Genomic DNA, 18,078 nt, shown 5'->3' with positions numbered 1-18,078 from the left:
CCGATGCGGGCTCGGCCCGGTACGGACTCGGCCCTGAACGGGCTTCGGTCCGGTACCGGCTTCGGCCCGAAGCCGGCTCAGCCCTGACGCGCGGCGAGGAACTCGTCGAAGGTCAGCTCGCCGTCGTGGTTGGTGTCCATCTGCTTGATGATGGCCTCGGCCATCGAGATCGACGTGGTCAGGTCGCCGAGCTCGCGGGCGACCTTCGCGTACTCGACGGCGGTGATCCGGCCGTTGCCGTTCACGTCGTACTTGTCGAACGCCGCGCGGATGGTGTCGACGTCTGCCATGGGTGGCCCCTCCTGAGGAACTGCATGCCTGCGATGATCCGCATGACTGCTGATGTGCGTTTCCGACGGCCGTACCCTACCCGGCCGTGGTGAGCGCCACGGTTGCCGGGAGTGGACGGGCTCGGGGGTGGGTGTCGTAGTCTGCGGGTCTGATCCCGGCCCGGCCGGGGAACGAACGCCGATCGTCGTCTGTTCAGGCCCGGGCTCGTCTCGGGCGTGCTCGTCCTGGGAGGGACCATGCTCGATCTCGTCACCAAGCTGGTGCTGAAACCGCTCGCGCGGGGGATCTGGCGGCCGACCATCGAGGGCCTGGAGAACGTGCCGCGCAAGGGTGGCGTGATCCTGGCCAGCAATCACCTCTCCTTCATCGACAGCGTGGTGATCCCGCTGACCGCGCCGCGCCGGGTGCACTTCCTGGCCAAGGCCGAGTACTTCACCGGTACCGGGATGAAGGGCGCGCTCTCCAAGGGCTTCTTCGAGGCGATCGGCGCGGTGCCCGTCGAGCGCGGCACCTACCGCTCCGCGCAGGCCTCGCTGGAGTCGGCCCTGGAGATCCTGGAGGACGGCAAGGCCTTCGGCATCTACCCCGAGGGCACCCGCTCGCTCGACGGTCGCCTCTACCGCGGCAAGACCGGCGTGGCCTGGCTGGCCCTCACCGCCGGCGTCCCGGTGGTGCCGGTGGCGCTGGAAGGGCCCGACCAGATCCTGCCGATCGGCAAGCGCGTCCCGCGCCTGCGCAAGGTGACGGTCCGCTTCGGCGAGCCGCTGCACTTCGACGAACTGCACGGGCAGGCCCGGTCGCTCAAGGCCCGCCGGCAGGTCACCGACGAGGTGATGCGGGCGATCCAGCAGCTCTCCGGCCAGGAGATCGCGGAGACCTACAACGAGATCCCCAAGGCCGCCTGACCGTCACCCGAGCCCGGGCCGCGGACCGGCCGCCCCGGCGGCTACCGCTTTTCGAGCACCGGGACCGGCGCCTCACGGCGCAGCAGGGCCGCGTACCGGCCGTCGGCCTCGACCAGTTCGTCGTGGGTGCCCTGTTCGACGACCTCGCCCCGGTCCAGCACGACGATCCGGTCGGCGGCCCGGACGGTGGAGAGCCGGTGGGCGATGGTGATGGTGGTGCGGTCGGCCGCTAGGGTGTCGATGGCCTGCTGGACGGCCTGCTCGGTGCGGTTGTCCAGCGCGCTGGTGGCCTCGTCCAGGATCAGCACGGGCGGGTTGCGCAGAACGGTCCGGGCCAGCGCGAGACGCTGCTTCTCCCCTCCCGAGAAGCGGTAGCCGCGCTCCCCGACCAGGGTCGCGTAGCCGTCCGGGAGTCCGGCGATGGTGTCGTGGATCTGCGCGGCCCGGGCGGCGGCGACGAGTTCCTCGTCGGTGGCGTCCGGCTTGGCGAAGCGCAGGTTGTCGGCGACCGAGGCGTGGAAGAGGTACGTCTCCTGGGAGACCACGCCGACCGCCCGTGACAGCGAGTCGAAGGAGAGCTCGCGGACGTCCACCCCGTCGATCGTCACCCGGCCGCCGGTGACGTCGTAGAGGCGGGGGACGAGGTAGCTGAGCGTGGTCTTGCCGGAGCCGGTCTCGCCGACCACGGCGAGCGAGCTGCCGGCCGGGACCTTGAGCTCCACCCCGGCGAGCGTGGGCCGCTCCTGCTCGGGGTCGTAGCGGAACTCGACGCCCTCGAAGCGCACCTCGCCGCGGATCTTCTCCAGGACGGTCGGCCGCTCGGGCTCGGCGATCTCCACCGGGAGGTCGAGGTACTCGAAGATCCGCTGGAACAGCGCCAGCGAGGTCTGCACCTGGACACCGGTGGAGAGCAGGCTGATGGTCGGGCGGAACAGGCCCTGCTGGAGCGAGACGAAGGCGACCAGGGTGCCGACCGAGACGATCGGCGAACCGCCGGCCGAGGCCAGTCCGGCCGCCCAGTAGATCACCGCGGGCATCGCGGCCATCACGATCTGGATGGTGTTCATCCGCCAGCGCCCGGCCATGCTGGAGCGCACCTCCAGCTCGGCCAGCCGGTCGGACTGCCCGGTGAAGTCCGCGGCGAGCGAGTCGGAGCGGCCCATGGTGCGGCCGAGCAGGATGCCGCTGACCGAGAGGGACTCCTGCACGGCCGAGCTCATCGCGGCGAGCTGCTTCTGCCGCTCACCGGTGATCTTCTTGCGCTCGTTGCCGACCCGGCGGCTGATCCAGACGAAGACCGGCAGGAGCAGCAGCGAGACGACGGTGAGCCGCCAGTCCAGCGCGACCATCGCGACCACCGAGGCGATCACGCTGGTGAAGTTGGAGACCAGCGAGGTGGCGGTGGAGGTCACGGTGGACTGCATGCCGCCGATGTCGTTGGCGATCCTGGACTGCACCTCGCCGGTGCGGGTGCGGGTGAAGAACGCCAGCGACATCCGCTGGAGGTGGCCGTAGACGGCGGTGCGCAGGTCGTGCATCACGCGCTGGCCGACGGTGGTGGAGATCAGCGTCTGGAGCACGTTGAAGATGCTGTTGACCACGGCGGCGGCGATCATGCCGAGCGCGAGCAGGCTGAGCAGGCCGGTCCGGCCCTGCGGGATGGCGGTGTCCAGCACGGCCTTCAGCAGGAACGGCGTGACCACCGAGACGACCGCGGAGGCCGCCACCAGCACACCGACCACGGTGAGCCGGCCGGAGTACGGGCGGAACAGCGCGAGGATGCGGCGCCACTGGGCCGGCGGGCGGGGCTCTCCCTCGGCCTGGGCGGGCGGGGTCCAGCTGATGCCGTCGGGCCTCAAGGGCGGGCCTCCTGGGGTCGGACGCGCGGGCGCGCGGCGGGCACGGCGCCGCAGAGGGCTGCGGCGGGCGTGGCGGGCGTGGGGGACACGGCGGTCGGGCGGCCACCGGCATAGCGAGGATAGCTCATAGTTAGCTAAGCTAATAGTGAGACTGCTCCTATTCCATGGCCGCCCCTGAGGGACCGGCGCCGCCCGAGCCCGCCCGCCGAACCGGTACGTCAGTCGGTACGGTACGTCCGCGCCGCCTTCGAGGAGACCCCGCCGAGCTTGCCCGACGGCAGCACCCGGGCGATCGCGACCGCGAGCTTGTAGCGCTTGCTCGGCACGGACAGCGAGCGGCCGCGCGCCAGGTCCCGCATGGCCTCGGCGACCACCCGCTCGGCGGACAGCCAGCCCCAGGAGGGGATGTTGCCGGTGCCCATGCCGGCCCGCTCGTGGAACTCGGTGTGGGTGAAGCCCGGGCAGAGCGCCATCAGCCGCACGCCGGTGCCGCCGAGGTCCCGCATCACGCCCTGGGTGAAGCTCACCACCCACGCCTTGCTGGCCCCGTACGTGCCGCGCGGCAGGAACGCCGCCACCGAGGCGACGTTGACGATCGCGCCGCGGCCGCGCTCGCGCATGCCGGGCAGCGCCGCCGTGGTGAGCCGCAGGATCGCCTCGACGTGCACCTTCAGCATGTCCAGCTCGTCCTGGAGCGGGACGGTCAGGAAGGCGCCCTTGTTGCCGAAACCGGCGTTGTTCACGAGCAGGTCCACCGGGTGGGCCGGGTCGGCCAGCCGGGTCTCGACGGCCGCGATACCGGCCTCGGTGGCCAGGTCCGCGGTGAGCACCTCGGTGTCGATGCCGAACTTCGCCCGCAGGTCGGCGGCCGCGCGCTCCAGCCGCTCGGTGTCCCGGGCCACCAGGACGAGCCGGTAGCCGCTCCGGGCGAGCCGGCGGGCGAACGCGGCTCCGATGCCGGCGGTCGCGCCGGTGATCAAGGCAGTGGTCATGCAGCGACCGTATCTACTCGCGGGTATCCGCGACACCCCGGGCGCTCTCGCTGCGCGCCGGTGAGGTACCTCTCGGTGACGGTGGTCACGGAGCGTACTGCGGTGGCGCCGGATGGTTCGTGCTCCTATCGTCGATGAAGGGGGCATCGCCGGACCAGGCGATGGAACTTCGATGAGGAGGCACTCAGATGCTTACTCAGACCACGCGGACGACGCTCGCCACCCAGGCCGAGCTCGACGCACTAGGCATGTTGATCACGGAGGACGAGGCGACCGTCAGCGACGCGCCCACGTACCGCCCCGAAGCCGCCGCCCTGCTGCTCCTGGCAGGAGCGCTGCTGCTGTCGCCGAAGCCGCCGAAGGAGAAGACCCGGTAATTCGGGACCGACGGCACCCGGCACCGCGCGGAGTCCGCGGGCGCACAGCGGGCCCGTGACACCGCGAAGCCCTCTTCAAGGAGAAGTACGCACCATGCCAACCGCCGATCTCTCGCTCCGCGACGAATACGCCGCAGCGGTGGAGCGGCTGGCAGGCCGCACCCTCGACGCCCTCCGTGGCGCCGAGGGCGCGGTCGCGCCCGCCGCGCCCGACACCGGCCCCGCGCCGCGTCCGGTCCTCGCCGCCGCCCGGGTGCTCGGGCCGGACGTGCTCGCACCGCAGGTGCTGGGCGTGGCCGGGGCCGACGAACAGGCCGTCCTGCTGCTGGCCGAAGCCCACCGGGCCTTCCCCCTCGCCGGCTTTCCGGCGCCCACCGAACCGGGGTCCCCCGTCCCCGCCCGGTCCGCCGACGACGACCGGGCGGCCGGTGCCGTCCTCGTCGCCGCGTGGCGGGACTGGGCCACCACCGTGCTGCTCGCCCGGGCGCCCGGACCCGCCGCCGACCTCCTGTTCCCCGAACCGGTCGGCGACACGGCGCACGACCGCGGCGTGCCCCACCCCGGTCACGCCCCGCGGCCGGAGCCCCACGCCTGGCAGGCCTGGTCGGTCCGGATGGCCCAGCTGTCCGCCCTCGCCCTCCCCGGCCTCGACGGCCCCGTGCACGACGCGGCCCGCGAGCACGGTCTCGCCCTGGCCCGCGGCGCCGTCCGTTCGCTGCTGCGCTGCGACTACCGGGTCGCCGCCCGGCTGACCAGATGGCTCGCCTGGCTCGCCGCCGACGGACGGCCGCTGCCCCTGGAGGTCGAACCCATGCTGGACCGGATCCGGGCCGTGGGTGACGGCAGTGCGCGCACCGCCCTCGAACTCGCTGTGGCCGAACACCTGCTGAGCGGAGCGGCTTCATGACCGATAACCAGCTCCTGTCCTCCGCACAGCAGTTGGGATCGCGTGCGATGGCCTGGCTGCACGACTGCCACGAGCGCGGCTTCGGCCGGCTCCCCGACGACGTCACCATCGACCTGGCCGATCCGAACAACGCCTACAAGCCGCTCGCCGAGTCCGCCCTCGCCGCGTCACTCGTCCTGCGGGACGGCGTCACCGGCCCCCACGACGCCCGCATCGCCCGCGAACTCCTGGACTTCGGCTGGTCCCAACTGCGGGAGGGGAACCTCCTGTACGAGCGGCTGCTGCGCTACCCCGTGATGACCGACCCGCTGGAGACGTACGTCCACTTCGCCCGGTCCGGCTACCGGCACGCCCCGCTGGAGGAGCTCCTGGAGTCCCTGACGAAGGTCCGCGGGATCCAGGCCATCGAGATGATGCCCAACCGGCGGCTCGCCCTCGCCAACGCGCGCCGGGTGATCGGACTGCGCAATCAGCCCGACGACTGGGACGCCCTCACCTCCCGGACCTGGCTCGGCGCGACACCGGAACCCTGGGCCATCGACTGGCTGACCGGCTACCACATCACCCACGCCGTCTTCCACCTCACCGACTGGGGTGCCCGGCCCGAGGGCATGCCCGAACCGATGCGCGACTACGTCCGCAACTGGCTGCCGGTCTGGGTCGACACCTGGCTGGAGGTCGGCCAGTGGGACCTCGTCGGCGAACTCCTGGTGGTCGACTCGTGCATCGGGGAGCCCGTCACCGGCACGCAGGGCTGGGAGGCGCTGGCCGCGATCCAGCGCGAGGACGGGCTGATCCCGCGCGAGAGCGCCGAGCCGGTCTCGGACGACCCCGAGCAGGCCTTCCGCGACCACGAGCACACCGCCGTCGTCGCCGTGGTGGCCGGCACCGTCACCCTGTCGCGGGCACTCGGCGGCGCCGCGGTCGCGGCCTGAACGCGATGACCGACCCGGACACGACGACCGGCCCGCCCTCCGCCGCCCGCCGGGCGGGGGCGGGCGGCCTGCACGGCTTCAGCGGCCCGGGTGCGGACCAGGTCCCCGCCCTCGTCCGGGCCGCCGCGCCGTACGCCACCGCCGTGACGCTGGCCGTGGCCCGCGGGGACCGGACCGCCGTCCACTGCCACGGCCGGACCGACCTCGACGGGGAGCCCTGCACGCCCGAGACCGTCTACGAACTCGGCTCCGTCACCAAGACGTTCACCGCCCTGCTGCTCGCCGTCATGACCGCACGGGGCGAAGTCGCCCTGGACGACCCGCTGCAGCGGCACCTCCCAGCGGACTGGTGCCCCCCGGACGTCCGGCACGGCGGTCCGATCCGGCTGCTCCACCTGGCCACCCACACCTCGGGCCTGCCCAAGCTCCCACCCGGACTGCTCGCGACCGCCCTCCCCAGCTGGGCCCGCAATCCGTACGCGGGCTTCGACGACCGACGGCTGCGCGCCGGCGTGGCCCGAACCAGCGTGCGCCACGCGCCCGGTACGCGCTACGGGTACTCCAACTACGGGGTCGGCCTGCTCGGCCGGCTGCTCGCCGAGGCGGGCGGCACCGGCTACGCCGAGCTGCTCGCCGACCGCCTCTGCCGCCCCCTCGGCCTGCGCACCGCCACCTGCTCCCCCGACGCCCCGCACCGCGCCACCGGTCACCGGCGCGGTCGCCCCATCCCGCCGTGGCTCATCCCCGGGCTGCCGGGCGCCGGCGCCGTCCGGGCCGGCGGCGCCGATGTGCTGCGCTTCCTCCGCGCCCACCTGTCGCCGGACGAAGGCGAGTTGGGGCACGCGCTGCGCGACGTCCAGCGCCCACGGCTTCGGCTGTCCCGATCGGGCGACCGGATCGGCCTGGTCTGGAACCTGCGCAGGACGCCGGACGGCCGCGATCTCTACTTCCACTCCGGCGCCACCCGCGGGTTCACCGTCGTCGTCGGCTTCTGCCCGCAGACCGCGACGGCGGTCGCCGCCCTCACCAACACCGGTCCGGCGCTCGACGGGCGCTTCGTGCAGTCGGCGTACGACACTCTGAAACAGCTCGCGAAGCCGGCGAACTGAGCGGCGCCCCGGCCCGGCCGGCCCGGCGGGACGGGGCTGGCCGGGCCCGGCGGTCAGGGCTTCTCGGGGTGCGCGGCGCTGTCCGCGGCGCCGCCGGCGCCGACCGGGCGAAGGCGGGAGGCCGCGGTGGCGGCCAGCTGCGGGGCGAGCCGGGCGATGTCGCGGGAGCCGACGGCGGCGATCAGCGAGGGCAGGATCCAGCGGACCGGCTGCATGCCGCGCAGCCAGGGCTGGGCGTAGACGTGGGCGGAGCGGCGGGCGATGCCGGCGACCAGGCGGTCCACGGCCGGGCCGAGCGGGTACGTCTTGTTGGCCGGCCAGGGCAGGCGGTCGCGCATCTGCTTGAGGACGGCGTCCTGGTCGGCGCCGCGGACCATGTCGGTGTCGGTCCAACTCAGGTAGCCGACACCGACCTTGACGCCCTGATGGGCGACCTCGGCGCGGATCGAGTGGGCGAAGGCCTCGACGCCGGACTTGCTGGCGCAGTACGCGCTCATCAGCGGGGCGGGCGTGAGCGCGGCGAGCGAGGCGATCTGGAGCAGGTAGCCGCGGCTCTCGGCGAGGGCCGGCAGGAAGGCCCGCGCGGTGGCCACGCTGCCGAGCAGGTTCACCTCGATCACCCGGCTGAACGCCCGGTGGTCGCTGTCCAGCAGCGGGCCGCCGATGGCGATGCCCGCGTTGGCGACCACCACGTCGATCCGACCGTAGTGCTCCTTGATCCGGCGGGCGGTCTCGGTGAGCGCGTCGATGTCGGTGACGTCGGCCTCCCAGGCGGTGGCGCCCGGGCCGCAGAGTGCGGCGACCTCCTTGAGCTCGGCCGGTTCCAGCCCGAGCAGCGCCACCTTGGCGCCCTGCAGGGTGAGCTTGCGGGCCAGGGCGGCGCCGACCCCGCGCGCGGCACCCGTGACGACGACGACCTGTGCGGACAGCGGCAACGTGGCACTCATGCGGTCAGACTCCTCTGGGGGGAAGGACGGTGGACGGCGGGCAGGTGGGCGGTCGCGAGCCGCTCGATCTCGGCGGCGACCTCGGCGGGCCGCTCGATCGGCACCATGTGGCCGGCCCCGGGCAGCAGGAGCAGCCCCTGCGGGTCGGGCAGCGCGGCGACGATGCGGTGCGCGTGCGCCGGCGGGGTCAGCCGGTCGTCGGTGCCGACCACGACGGCGGTCGGCACGGTGAGCCGGGCCAGCCCGGCGCGGACGTCGAGCGAGTCCAGGACGCCGGCCCAGCGGGCCCGGACGGCGGTCGGACAGGCGTGCACCACCCGGGCCGTCGCCTCGACCCGGTCGGCGGGCGAACCCGCCCCCATGGTGACGTACTTGAGCGCCGCACGGCTGACCGGGCCGACCGGACCGAGCGGCAGCCGGGAGCGCAGGCCCTGCCGGTGCAGGAAGCGCCGCAGCCGTGCCGGGCGCACCGCCTCCGGCAGTACGAGCAGCTCGGTCACCAGGTCGGCCGGGCCGGTGGAGACCAGCACCGCGGCGGCGGTCCGCTCGGCGACCTCGGGGCGGCCGGCGGCGGCCATCACGGTCATACCGCCCATGCTGTGGCCGACCAGGACGGCCCGCTCCCCCGCCGGGACGGTCCGGGCGAGCACGGCGGAGAGGTCCTCGGCGAGCGCCCGGGTGGAGTAGCGGAGCCGGCTGGGCGGGACCTCGCTGCGGCCGTGGCCGCGCTGGTCGTAGGCCACCACCCGGTAGCGGTCGGCGAGCCGGTGGATCACCGGCGCCCAGAAGACGGTCGAGCAGGTCCAGCCGTGGGCGAGCACCACGGTCGGGGCGCCGGGCTGCCCGTGGATCTCGGCGTGCAGCCGGCTCCCGTCGGCCGAGCGGACCACCAACTCCTCGGCGGGGGCGGGCGGGACGCAGTCGGCGGGGATCGCGGGGCTCATGCCAGCGCCTCCTCGGGCGTCCCGGCGCTCCGGTCGGCCGGCACGGTCCGCATGATCAGCTCGTACTCGGCGAGGTCGACCTTGCGGGTGGCCCGGCGGAAGGAGGTGGTGGAGCCGGGCCAGAGCACGGTGTTCTTGCCGCTGCTGTCCAGGTACCAGCTGCGGCAGCCGCCGGTGGTCCAGACGGTCCGGTCCATCCGGTGCTGGAGTTCGAGGTTCCAGTGCCGCTGGGCGCGGGCGGTCGGCTGCATCGCGGTGGCGCCGACCGAGCCGAGCGTGGTGAGGGCGTCGACCAGGTAGTTGAGCTGGGACTCGATCATCAGGATCATCGAACTGTTGCCGAGGCCGGTGTTGGGGCCGATCACGAAGAACAGGTTCGGGAAGCCGTGCACGGTGGAGCCGCGCAGCGCCTCCATGCCGTCCTTCCACTCCTCCGCCAGGCTGGTGCCGTTGGCCCCGAACACCCGGGCGCCGATGGGCATGTCGGTGACGTGGAAGCCGGTGCCGAAGACGATCGCGTCCACCTCGTGCTCGCTGCCGTCGGAGGCGACCAGGGTCGAGCCGCGCACCTCGCGCAGGCCGGCGGCGACCACCTCGGTGTTGGCGGCGGCCAGCGCCGGGTAGTAGGTGTTGCTGAGCAGGATGCGCTTGCAGCCGATCCGGTAGTCCGGCGTGAGCTTGGCGCGCAGCGCCGGATCGGTGACGCTCTGGGCGATGTGCCGCTCGGCGAGCTGCTGGACGAGCTTCAGCAGGCCGGGCCGGCGGACGAACGCGTCCACCTGGAGCTCGCGGAGCGCGAAGAGGGTGCCCCGGCGGAGCTTGGCGGTGAGGGGCAGCCGGGTGTGCAGCCACTTCTCGGCGTCGGTGATCGCGCGGTCGCGGCGCGGCAGGACCCAGGCCGGGGTGCGCTGGAAGACCGTCAGCCGGCCCACCTCGGGCTGGATGTTGGGAATGATCTGGGCGGCGGAGGCGCCGGTGCCGACCATCGCGACCCGCTTGCCGGCGAGGTCGAAGTCGTGGTCCCAGCGGGAGGAGTGGAACACCTTGCCGGTGAAGGAGTCCAGGCCCGGCAGGTCGGGGATCTGCGGGTCGGCGAGCGGCCCGGCGGCGGAGACCACGGCGTCGGCCGTCCACTGGCCGGCCGTGGTGGTGATCCGCCAGCGGGTCCGGTCGGCCTCCCAGCGGGCCTCGGTGACCTCGGCGTTGAACCGCAGGTGCGGGCGGATGCCGAAGACGTCGGTGACCTTCTCCAGGTAGGCGCGGATGTCGGGCTGGCCGGAGAAGCTGCGCGGCCAGTCGGGGTTGGGTGCGAAGGAGAAGGAGTACAGGTGGGAGGGGACGTCGCAGGCGCAACCGGGGTAGCTGTTGTCCCGCCAGGTGCCGCCGACCGAGTCGGCGCGCTCCAGGATGACGAAGTCGGTGATCCCGGCGCGGCGCAGCCGGACGCCGGCGCCGATGCCGCCGAAGCCGGAGCCGATGACGGCCACCCGGACGTGCGGGGCGTCGGGTGCGGCCGGGGTGGCTTCCGGGGCCGGGGCGGTGTCGGCCGGGCCGGACGAGGCGTCGAGCGGGGCCCGGTCGGACGCGTCGGGGCGGGGGCGCTTCGTGCTGGATGCCATGCGGCGTCCTCCTGAGGGTGGGGGCCGTGAGGTGCGCACTGCCGCGACGTGCCGTCGTGCGTCCTGCCATCGTGCCGTCGCGATAACCATGCCAGCAATCACTGGCACGATTGGCAGAGTAGCCCCTGTCGCCGACGGGGGGAAGAAGCCCGGCCACGTCACTTCGGCGATCGCCGGTCCTATGCTGAGCGCCGTGGACAAGGTCAGAGCGGGTGCGGGCGACGGACGACGCGAGTACCGGGTGGAGGAGCTGGCCGAGGCGGCCGGCATCACCACCCGGACGCTGCGTTTCTACCGCGAGCGCAAGCTGCTCCAGCCGCCGCGCAAGGAGGGCCGGATCGCCTGGTACGGCGAGGCCCATCTGCACCGGCTGGGGGTGATCGCCGAACTGCTGGAGCGCGGCCACACCCTGGGCGGCATCGCCGAGCTGATCGGCGCCGGGGAGAGCGGCCGGGACGTCGCCGAGCTGATCGGCCTGGAGGCCGCGATCATCGCGCCCTGGTCGGACGAGACGCCCGTCCACCTCGACTGGGACGAGCTGAAGACCGCCTTCGGCGACCAGCTCACCGAGGAGAACACCGCCGAGTCCGTCGCCCAGGGCTACATCTCGGTCGAGGAGGACGGGATCACCCACGTCAGCCGGCGGCTGATGGACGCCACCACGGCCCTGGTCGCCGAAGGCGTGCCGCTCGCGGTCGTGCTGGAGGCCAGCCGCCGCGCCCAGGAGCATGTGGACGCGATCGCCGAGATCTTCACCGCGCTGGCCCGCGACCAGCTCCTGGGCCCGCTCGCCGCCGATACCCCGCTGCCCCCCGGTGAGGCGGCCCGCCTCACCGAGCAGATCCTCCGGGTGCGGCCACTGGCCCGGACGGTCACGGACGCCCAGTTCGCCCTGGCCATGGACCGGCGGGTGCACGCCGAGTACGACGGGCTGCTGCGCCAGCGCCGGGAGCAGCGGGAGGACGGCGGTACGGACGACCGGAGGGACGGCGGAGCGGACGACCGGCGGGACGCGGACGGTTAGGGCGACCCCGGCACGCCCCGCGCGCAGGCGTAGCCGCACCCTCCCGCGGGCAGGGATCCGGGCGCCGCGCCGCCTTCCGGATCGGAGTCGCCCGATGCTCCCCGCGCTCACCCGCCGCACCGTGCTCACCCTCGCCTCCGGGCTCGCACTCGCCGCCTGCGGCTCGGGCGGCGGCGGCTCGACCGGCGGCGGCTCCGGGGCCACGGCGGCCGCCACCCGGGTCGTGCGGCACGCGCGCGGCGAGAGCACCGTGCCGCAGCGCGCCGCCCGGGTGGTCGTCCTGGACACCGACGCCCTGGACTCCGTCGTCACCCTCGGCCTCACCCCGGTCGGCGCCACCACCACCGCCGAGGGCGCGCCGTTCTCCGGCTACCTGCCGGCGGACCGGCTGGCCGGGACGAAGGCCGTCGGCACCATCGGCCAGCCCAGCCTGGAGAGCATCGCGGCGCTCAGACCGGACCTCATCCTGAGCAACCAGGTCCGCGACGACAAGCGGTACGACGAACTGTCGAAGATCGCGCCGACCGTCCTGACCGAGACCACCGGGCCCGCCTGGAAGGAGAACGCCCGGCTGCACGCCGAGGCGCTCGGCCGCCGGGCCGAGGCCGAGGCGGCCGAGGCGGCGTACCGGGCCAAGGTGACCGAGCTGGTCACCGCCCTCGGCGGCCCGGCGAGCGTCGCGGCCACCCGGGTGGAGATGGCCCGCTTCCTGGCCGGCGCGCCCACCCGGCTCTACCTCAACGACACCTTCGTCGGCTCGCTCTTCAAGGACCTCGGCCTGGGCCGCCCGGCCAACCAGGACAAGCCCGGCTTCTCGATCGAGATCAGCCCCGAGCAGGTCGACCAGGCGGCCGCCGACGTCATCTTCTACTCGGTGTACGGCGACGCGGCCAAGTCGGACCGGGCGAGGATCGTCGACGGCTCGCTCTGGAAGAACCTGGACGCGGTACGCGCCGGGCGGGTCTACCAGGTGGACGACGGCCTCTGGATGCTCGGCATCGGCTACACGGGCGCGGGGCGGATCCTGGACCGGATCCGCGCCGCGCTGGTCGGCTGAGCCGGTCCGGCCGCACCACGGTCCGGCCACCCCCGGACCGCCCTCGGACCCGGCGCACCGAACCGGGCGGGTCGCGCCGCTCCGGGCGACCCTCCGGCCGCCCTTGGGCGGTCCTCCAAGGTGACCGAACGCTCCGACTCGACCGCGCTGGGTGATCGTACGGTTACCCGGGTGATCATCCAGGTCGTACGGTCGGAGCTCACCCGCGGGCCGCCGGTACCGGCTCGGGCCGGTGGTGGGAGGCGGGCGCCCACCCCGGCTCCGCGTGGGGGTGCAGCACGATGTCCGTGGTCACGAGGTTCCGTTCGGCGGCGCAGCTGACGGGTGGTGGGGTGCTGCTCTGGTCGCTGCTCGGCCGGCTGCCGAACGCGATGTGCCCGATCGGCACCCTGCTGCTGGTCACCCGGAACACCGGCAGCGTCTGGCGCGGCTCGGTGGTGGCCGGGGCGCTGGCCCTCGGTCAGGCGGTCGGCGGGCCGCTGGTCGGCCGGCTCGCGGACCGGCGCGGGCAGCGCACCGTCGGCCTGGTCACCGCGCTCGTCAACACGGTCGCGGTGCTCGCCCTGGTGGCCGCGTCCGAGGGCGGTCTGCCGCTCGCCGCGCAGATCGCGCCGGCCGCGCTGATCGGCCTCTCGGTCCCGCTGGTCGGGCCGCTGTCACGCAGCCGCTGGGTCCGGCTGGCGCGCGGAGACGCGGAGTTGACGTCCTCGATGCTCTCGCTGGACGGCATCGTGGACGAGGTCAGCTTCACCACCGGGCCGGCCCTGGTCGGTCTGCTCGCCACCCTGGTCTCCCCCGCCGCCGGGCTGCTCACCGCGGCGGCGCTGGTCGGCGTCGGCGCCACCCTGTTCGCGCTGCACCCGACCGCGCCGCCCGGTACCGGGCCGGACGCCCGGCGGCGCTCCGCCGAGCCCCTGATGAGCCCTCCGTACGTGCTGCTGCTCGCCGGGATGGCGCTGCTGGGCGCCTGCTTCGGCTCGGTGCAGGTCGGGGTCACCGCCACCACGGACGCGCTGGGCCGGCCCGGTGCGGCCGGGTTGATCTACGGCTTCATGGGATTCACCAGTGCCTTCGCGGGCATCGCCACCGCCGCGCTGCCGGCCCGTTGGGAGCTGGCGGCCCGGTTGCGGGCCGGGACGGTCCTGCTGTTCGCCGCCTCCGTCCTGCTGCTCTTCTCCGGCGGCGGCGTACTCGCCCTGGCCGGAGCCGTCGGGTGCCTGGGCATGGCCGTCGCACCTCAGATGATCACCATGTTCGGCCTGGTGGAGCGGACCGTGCCGACGGCGCGGCTCGGCGAGGCGATGGCGGCGCTGGTCAGCGCGATCATCCTGGCCCAGTCGGCGGGGACGTTCCTCGGCGGCTGGGCGGCCGACCACCTCGCGCCCGAAGCGCCCTTCCGGATCACCGTCGTCGCCGCGGCGGCCGCCCTGCTGCTCGCCGCCGCGACGGCCACCGACCGCCGCTACCCGCGCCGTTCGGCGCTGCCGGTACCACTGCCGGCACCGGTACCCGTGAAGGCGGACACCCTGGACCCGGCGGTCGAGCCGGTCCCGGCCCGTGGGGTGAAGACCGCACAGAACGCCCCGAATGTGCGGCCGTTGCGGGCCGGCCGTGAAGGAAGCGAGGAGCCGATCCGGCCCTCCCGGGCGTAATACCCTGTCCCCCGCCACAGGTTAGGCTCTCTCCCCGGTGTCCGCGCCGTACCGTCGCGCGGGCACCGGTGGTAGGTGGACCGACGTACCGGAAGACGGGGGAACGGGGAAGCATGAGCGACGGAGCAGCGTCGGGCGGCGGCGGGGACGGATACGGCGTCAGCGTGGCCGGTCTGAGCGGCGTCACGGACCAACTGAACAAGACGGCGACGGACATCGCCGCGGCCAAGACCGCCTACGCGGGCTCGGTGTGCTACGCGGCCACCGCCTTCGGCGAGTTCGGCATGGACAGCGCGTGGTCCTCCTTCGACAGCGCCTGGTCGAAGGAGATCACCGTCACCCAGCGCGCGCTGGACGAGCTGTCCCAGAAGATGTCGACCACCACGGCCAACTACCGTAACGCGGAGAAGGCCATCACGGCCTCGCTGGTGCCGGCGGGCGGCGGCCGGTGAGCAAGGTCAAGGATCTGGAGAAGGCGCGGCACACCATCGAGAAGGTGAACTTCATGTTCGCCAACCTCCACCTGCTGGAGGGGATCGACCAGGCGCTGGCCGTGCCGGAGCCGGTCGGCGACGTGAGCGCCGTGCAGGCCCGCGCCAAGGACTACGGACAGGCGGCGGCCTCCTTCGGCCAGGCCTCGCAGGACCTCTCCGGGATCGCCACCAACCAGCTGCCCGCGGTCTGGAGCGGCTCGGTGGCCGAGCACGCGACGCAGGCGATCCACGCGATGTCGGAGGAGACCACCACCTCCCAGCAGACCCTCGCCCAGGCCGCCGTCCTGCTGGACACCTGGGCGAGCGAGCTGGACTGGGCGAAGAAGACCGACACCCAGGGCCGCGAACAGCTGCGGTCCGCCGGGGAGCGGGCCCGCCAGGACCCGGGCGGCTTCGACCAGGACGCGATGGCGACCGCGCTGGCCGGCGTCGACGCCCGGCTCGCGGCGGCCCGGCGGGTGGAGAGCACCGGCACCAGTACCGCCAGCAAGCTGAACCAGCTGGCCTCCGCGGCGCGCGCCTCGCGCGCCGGGATGGGCTCGATCGACCCGCTGGCCGCGGTGGTCCTGGCCACCGAGAAGAACCCCGGCGCGGGCGAGGACGGCGGCTACATCCTCACGCCCAACCAGCTCGACCGGGCCAACCAGACCCTCGGTGTGATGACCGGCGCCGACCAGGCGGCGTTCCGCGCGCTGCTGTCCGGCGCGAAGTCCCCCGAGGAGGCGGCCTACCTCTGGAAGGCGCTGGCGGCCGGGCACTCGGTGTCCGACATCCAGCGGTTCGACGCCCAGATCCACCCGCACGGCGACGACCCGGCCTGGCTCGCCAAGCACCTCGTGCCGGCCACCAGCACCGGCGACACCGGCCGGGAGTCCTCGGACAACCTCGACGTCACCTACGGCGGCCAGAACGTCAACATCGACGGCTACGGCCTCTATTCGCAGCGCAACGTCAGCGACTGCGTGGCGGCCTCCACCGTGATCGCCCAGGCCAAGCTGGACCCGCTGATGATGTTCCAGCTGACCACCGGCGGCACCCCGGACGCCCCCGGCGCCGACTCCCCGGAGAACTTCGAGAAGCGGCTGCAGGACACGTACCTCAACGAGTACAAGGACGGCCAGCGGGTCGACGGGAACAAGAAGGTCTACCCGCAGGTGGACAGCGGGCTCGGGCCGAAGGCCCAGACCTACCTGGCCGACAAGGACCTCGGCAAGGCCACCGGCGCCGACTACGAGCACGTCGAGCTGGAGAGCGACGAGGACCGGCGGGCGGCGCTGGCGCGGATCGAGAAGTCCGTCGACGAGGGCCTGCCCGTCCCGATCACCGTGCGGAACGACGACTCGGGTCACCAGATGATGATCATCGGGCGGGACGGTGACAAGCTGCAGGTCTACAACCCCTGGGGCTTCACCTCCTGGGTGACCGAGGAGCAGTTCGTCAACAGCCAGCTCGGCGGACTGACCCCCGGTGAACACCCCCTCAACAAGTCGACCGCGCTGGAGCTGCCGAAATGACGAACGTCCGCCCCGACGCCGAACTGGCGGACCTCGACGTCGCCGCCGCCATCACCCGGGGCCTGCTGCTCACCGGTGGCCCGCGCCAGGCCCTGTTCACCGAGGCCGCCATCGCGGCCGCCCACCGCGCCGAGGCGGCGGGCATCGGCGCGTACCCGCTGGGCTTCCTGGCCCAGCACGTCCGCGCCGGCGGCTTCGCGGCGGCCCTCGCACTGCCCGAGCCGGTCATCGGCGAGCCGGGCCGGACCGTCGTCCGCGAGTGGCTGCAGGCCGCCGCCGCGAGCGGCGCCGACCTCGGGCGCGAGCACCTGTTCGCGCGCTGGCTGGCGGAGGTCGCGGCGCTGATCGAGCTGCGGCGCAACGCCCGGGAGGCGGAGGCCCGGTGACCGCCCGATCCCCGCGCCGCCCGCTCGCCCTCGCGGCCGCCGCCCTGCTGGTCCTGGCGCCGGTGGCCGGCTGTTCGTCCTCCGGCGGGCCGTCGTCGGACGAGCGGCCGGACACCGTCCTCGCCCTGCCCGCCGACCTGGAGGCCGAGGCCGTGGCCGGCGGCAAGCCGGCCTTCGAACCGGCCGACGTCCACCTGGCCGTCGGCCGCTCGGTCGGCGTCAGCCTGACCTCCGCCCCGCTGCCGCACGGCTGGCAGCTGACCGGCGAGGGCGACCGGGCCGTCCTGCACCGGGACGCGGACGCCAAGTTGAGCAGCTGCCCGCCCGACTCCGCGGGCTGCGGCCACACCGTCCGCCAGACCTGGACCGCGACCGCCGCCGGCAGCACCACGCTCACCTGGCACTACGTCGACCGCGCCACCTGCCGCGAGCCGGGCGACGCCGCCTCCTGCAAGGTGCTGGCGGTCAAGGACGTCCGGGTCACCGTCGGCTGACCGCCGCCGGGGCCCGGGGAGACCGGCCGGGCCGCCGAGGCCGGGGCGAGCCGGGAGCAACGGCGCTCATGGGGTGGGAAGTCGGCCGGGCCGACTTCCCACTCCGGTGGCGACGCCCGGACCCGGCAGGCGGGGTCAGGCGCCCCAGGTCCGGCTGCAGAGCACCAGCCGGTACCCGTCCGGGTCCGCGACGGTCACGCCGTACTCGTCCCAGTACGGGTTGTGCGCGGCGACCCGGGTGCCGCCGGCGGCCTCCAGCCTGGCCACGGCGGCCTCGTCGACCGGCGCGCCCAGGTAGACGACGAAGAGGTCGTCCACGGTCGGCGTCGGCTCCAGCGGGTGCTCCGGGTCACGGGTGAGCTCGAAGTGCCAGCTGCCGCCGGCCGGGCCGACCATGATCAGGTCGTGCTCGCCGGACACCCGCTCGGTGGTGCGCCAGAGGACGTCGAGCCCCAGGCCGTCGACGTAGAACCGCTCGGCGGCGGCGAGGTCCCGGGAGGGGCGGGCGACCCGCACCCGCATCGTCGAATCGATCATCGGGCGAGCCTATCCGAGCACCTGACATCCCCTCA

Annotated in this window: 19 protein-coding genes; 12 read left to right on the top strand and 7 right to left on the bottom strand. The window is 73.9% G+C overall.

The genetic code is table 11. From position 1 onward, the window contains the following. Positions 1–77: 77 nt before the first annotated feature. Entirely contained in the window at positions 78–290 is a 213-nt protein-coding gene (locus ACZ34W_RS15440) for an EF-hand domain-containing protein (RefSeq protein WP_329490549.1), read from the bottom strand. Between the two features lie 237 nt (positions 291–527). Between ACZ34W_RS15440 and ACZ34W_RS15435 the strand changes: the two genes are divergently transcribed. Further along, the gene (locus tag ACZ34W_RS15435) at positions 528–1,196 is read left to right on the top strand and encodes a lysophospholipid acyltransferase family protein (RefSeq protein ID WP_359804277.1); all 669 of its coding nucleotides are present in this window, start codon (positions 528–530) and stop codon (positions 1,194–1,196) included. Positions 1,197–1,237: 41 nt separating this feature from the next. Here the strand turns inward: ACZ34W_RS15435 and ACZ34W_RS15430 are convergent, their stop codons facing one another. Then, complete coding sequence (locus ACZ34W_RS15430; protein ID WP_329490547.1) at positions 1,238–3,055, bottom strand: ABC transporter ATP-binding protein; 1,818 nt, start codon at positions 3,053–3,055, stop codon at positions 1,238–1,240. Between the two features lie 218 nt (positions 3,056–3,273). Beyond that, positions 3,274–4,047: an SDR family NAD(P)-dependent oxidoreductase gene (locus ACZ34W_RS15425; RefSeq protein ID WP_329490546.1), complete on the bottom strand. Its 774-nt coding sequence runs from the start codon at positions 4,045–4,047 to the stop codon at positions 3,274–3,276. Positions 4,048–4,235: 188 nt separating this feature from the next. On the opposite strand from ACZ34W_RS15425, the gene ACZ34W_RS15420 reads away from it, so the two are divergent. From ACZ34W_RS15420 to ACZ34W_RS15405, 4 genes are all read left to right on the top strand, one after another. Continuing rightward, positions 4,236–4,424 (top strand): hypothetical protein, encoded by a 189-nt coding sequence (locus ACZ34W_RS15420; protein ID WP_329490545.1) that lies wholly within the window; start codon positions 4,236–4,238, stop codon positions 4,422–4,424. A gap of 94 nt (positions 4,425–4,518) precedes the next feature. Continuing rightward, positions 4,519–5,331: a hypothetical protein gene (locus ACZ34W_RS15415; RefSeq protein ID WP_465604240.1), complete on the top strand. Its 813-nt coding sequence runs from the start codon at positions 4,519–4,521 to the stop codon at positions 5,329–5,331. Beyond that, the gene (locus tag ACZ34W_RS15410) at positions 5,328–6,266 is read left to right on the top strand and encodes a DUF6895 family protein (protein WP_329490543.1); all 939 of its coding nucleotides are present in this window, start codon (positions 5,328–5,330) and stop codon (positions 6,264–6,266) included. The genes ACZ34W_RS15415 and ACZ34W_RS15410 overlap by 4 nt, the downstream gene beginning before the upstream one ends. A gap of 5 nt (positions 6,267–6,271) precedes the next feature. Next, positions 6,272–7,375, top strand: coding sequence for a serine hydrolase domain-containing protein (locus ACZ34W_RS15405; protein ID WP_465604238.1), 1,104 nt, complete (start codon positions 6,272–6,274; stop codon positions 7,373–7,375). Positions 7,376–7,428: 53 nt separating this feature from the next. On the opposite strand, the gene ACZ34W_RS15400 is transcribed toward ACZ34W_RS15405, so the two are convergent. The 3 genes from ACZ34W_RS15400 to ACZ34W_RS15390 are packed head-to-tail and all read right to left on the bottom strand — an operon-like array spanning position 7,429 to position 10,885. Next, positions 7,429–8,322 (bottom strand): SDR family oxidoreductase, encoded by an 894-nt coding sequence (locus ACZ34W_RS15400; RefSeq protein ID WP_329490541.1) that lies wholly within the window; start codon positions 8,320–8,322, stop codon positions 7,429–7,431. Then, a complete protein-coding gene (locus tag ACZ34W_RS15395; protein ID WP_465604235.1) occupies positions 8,319–9,266 on the bottom strand; it encodes an alpha/beta fold hydrolase in 948 nt (315 codons plus the stop codon). Before ACZ34W_RS15395 ends, ACZ34W_RS15400 begins: the two co-directional genes overlap by 4 nt. Beyond that, a complete protein-coding gene (locus tag ACZ34W_RS15390) occupies positions 9,263–10,885 on the bottom strand; it encodes a flavin-containing monooxygenase (RefSeq protein WP_465604233.1) in 1,623 nt (540 codons plus the stop codon). The genes ACZ34W_RS15395 and ACZ34W_RS15390 overlap by 4 nt, the downstream gene beginning before the upstream one ends. A 193-nt stretch (positions 10,886–11,078) precedes the next feature. On the opposite strand from ACZ34W_RS15390, the gene ACZ34W_RS15385 reads away from it, so the two are divergent. The 7 genes from ACZ34W_RS15385 to ACZ34W_RS15355 all read left to right on the top strand — a co-directional run bounded on the left by ACZ34W_RS15385 (position 11,079) and on the right by ACZ34W_RS15355 (position 17,506). Next, positions 11,079–11,909 (top strand): MerR family transcriptional regulator, encoded by an 831-nt coding sequence (locus ACZ34W_RS15385; protein ID WP_465604231.1) that lies wholly within the window; start codon positions 11,079–11,081, stop codon positions 11,907–11,909. 94 nt (positions 11,910–12,003) lie between these two features. Then, positions 12,004–12,966 carry an ABC transporter substrate-binding protein gene (locus tag ACZ34W_RS15380; protein WP_465604229.1) on the top strand — a complete coding sequence of 321 codons (963 nt, stop codon included), beginning with the start codon at positions 12,004–12,006 and terminating at the stop codon, positions 12,964–12,966. 281 nt (positions 12,967–13,247) lie between these two features. Continuing rightward, complete coding sequence (locus tag ACZ34W_RS15375) at positions 13,248–14,618, top strand: MFS transporter (protein ID WP_465604227.1); 1,371 nt, start codon at positions 13,248–13,250, stop codon at positions 14,616–14,618. Between the two features lie 113 nt (positions 14,619–14,731). Continuing rightward, complete coding sequence (locus tag ACZ34W_RS15370; RefSeq protein ID WP_465604225.1) at positions 14,732–15,070, top strand: type VII secretion target; 339 nt, start codon at positions 14,732–14,734, stop codon at positions 15,068–15,070. Next, positions 15,067–16,626 carry a hypothetical protein gene (locus ACZ34W_RS15365; protein WP_329490534.1) on the top strand — a complete coding sequence of 520 codons (1,560 nt, stop codon included), beginning with the start codon at positions 15,067–15,069 and terminating at the stop codon, positions 16,624–16,626. The genes ACZ34W_RS15370 and ACZ34W_RS15365 overlap by 4 nt, the downstream gene beginning before the upstream one ends. Further along, positions 16,623–17,012 carry a hypothetical protein gene (locus ACZ34W_RS15360; protein WP_380389157.1) on the top strand — a complete coding sequence of 130 codons (390 nt, stop codon included), beginning with the start codon at positions 16,623–16,625 and terminating at the stop codon, positions 17,010–17,012. Before ACZ34W_RS15365 ends, ACZ34W_RS15360 begins: the two co-directional genes overlap by 4 nt. Then, on the top strand, positions 17,009–17,506 hold the full coding sequence (locus ACZ34W_RS15355) for a hypothetical protein (protein WP_465604222.1): 498 nt from the start codon (positions 17,009–17,011) through the stop codon (positions 17,504–17,506). Before ACZ34W_RS15360 ends, ACZ34W_RS15355 begins: the two co-directional genes overlap by 4 nt. A 135-nt stretch (positions 17,507–17,641) precedes the next feature. Here the strand turns inward: ACZ34W_RS15355 and ACZ34W_RS15350 are convergent, their stop codons facing one another. Next, positions 17,642–18,043, bottom strand: coding sequence for a VOC family protein (locus ACZ34W_RS15350; RefSeq protein ID WP_329490531.1), 402 nt, complete (start codon positions 18,041–18,043; stop codon positions 17,642–17,644). Between the last annotated feature and the right edge of the window lie 35 nt (positions 18,044–18,078).

The organism is Kitasatospora sp. NPDC022856, from assembly GCF_055561235.1.
Note: the sequence above shows the minus strand (reverse complement) of the source record. Positions and strands in the feature narration are given on the sequence as shown.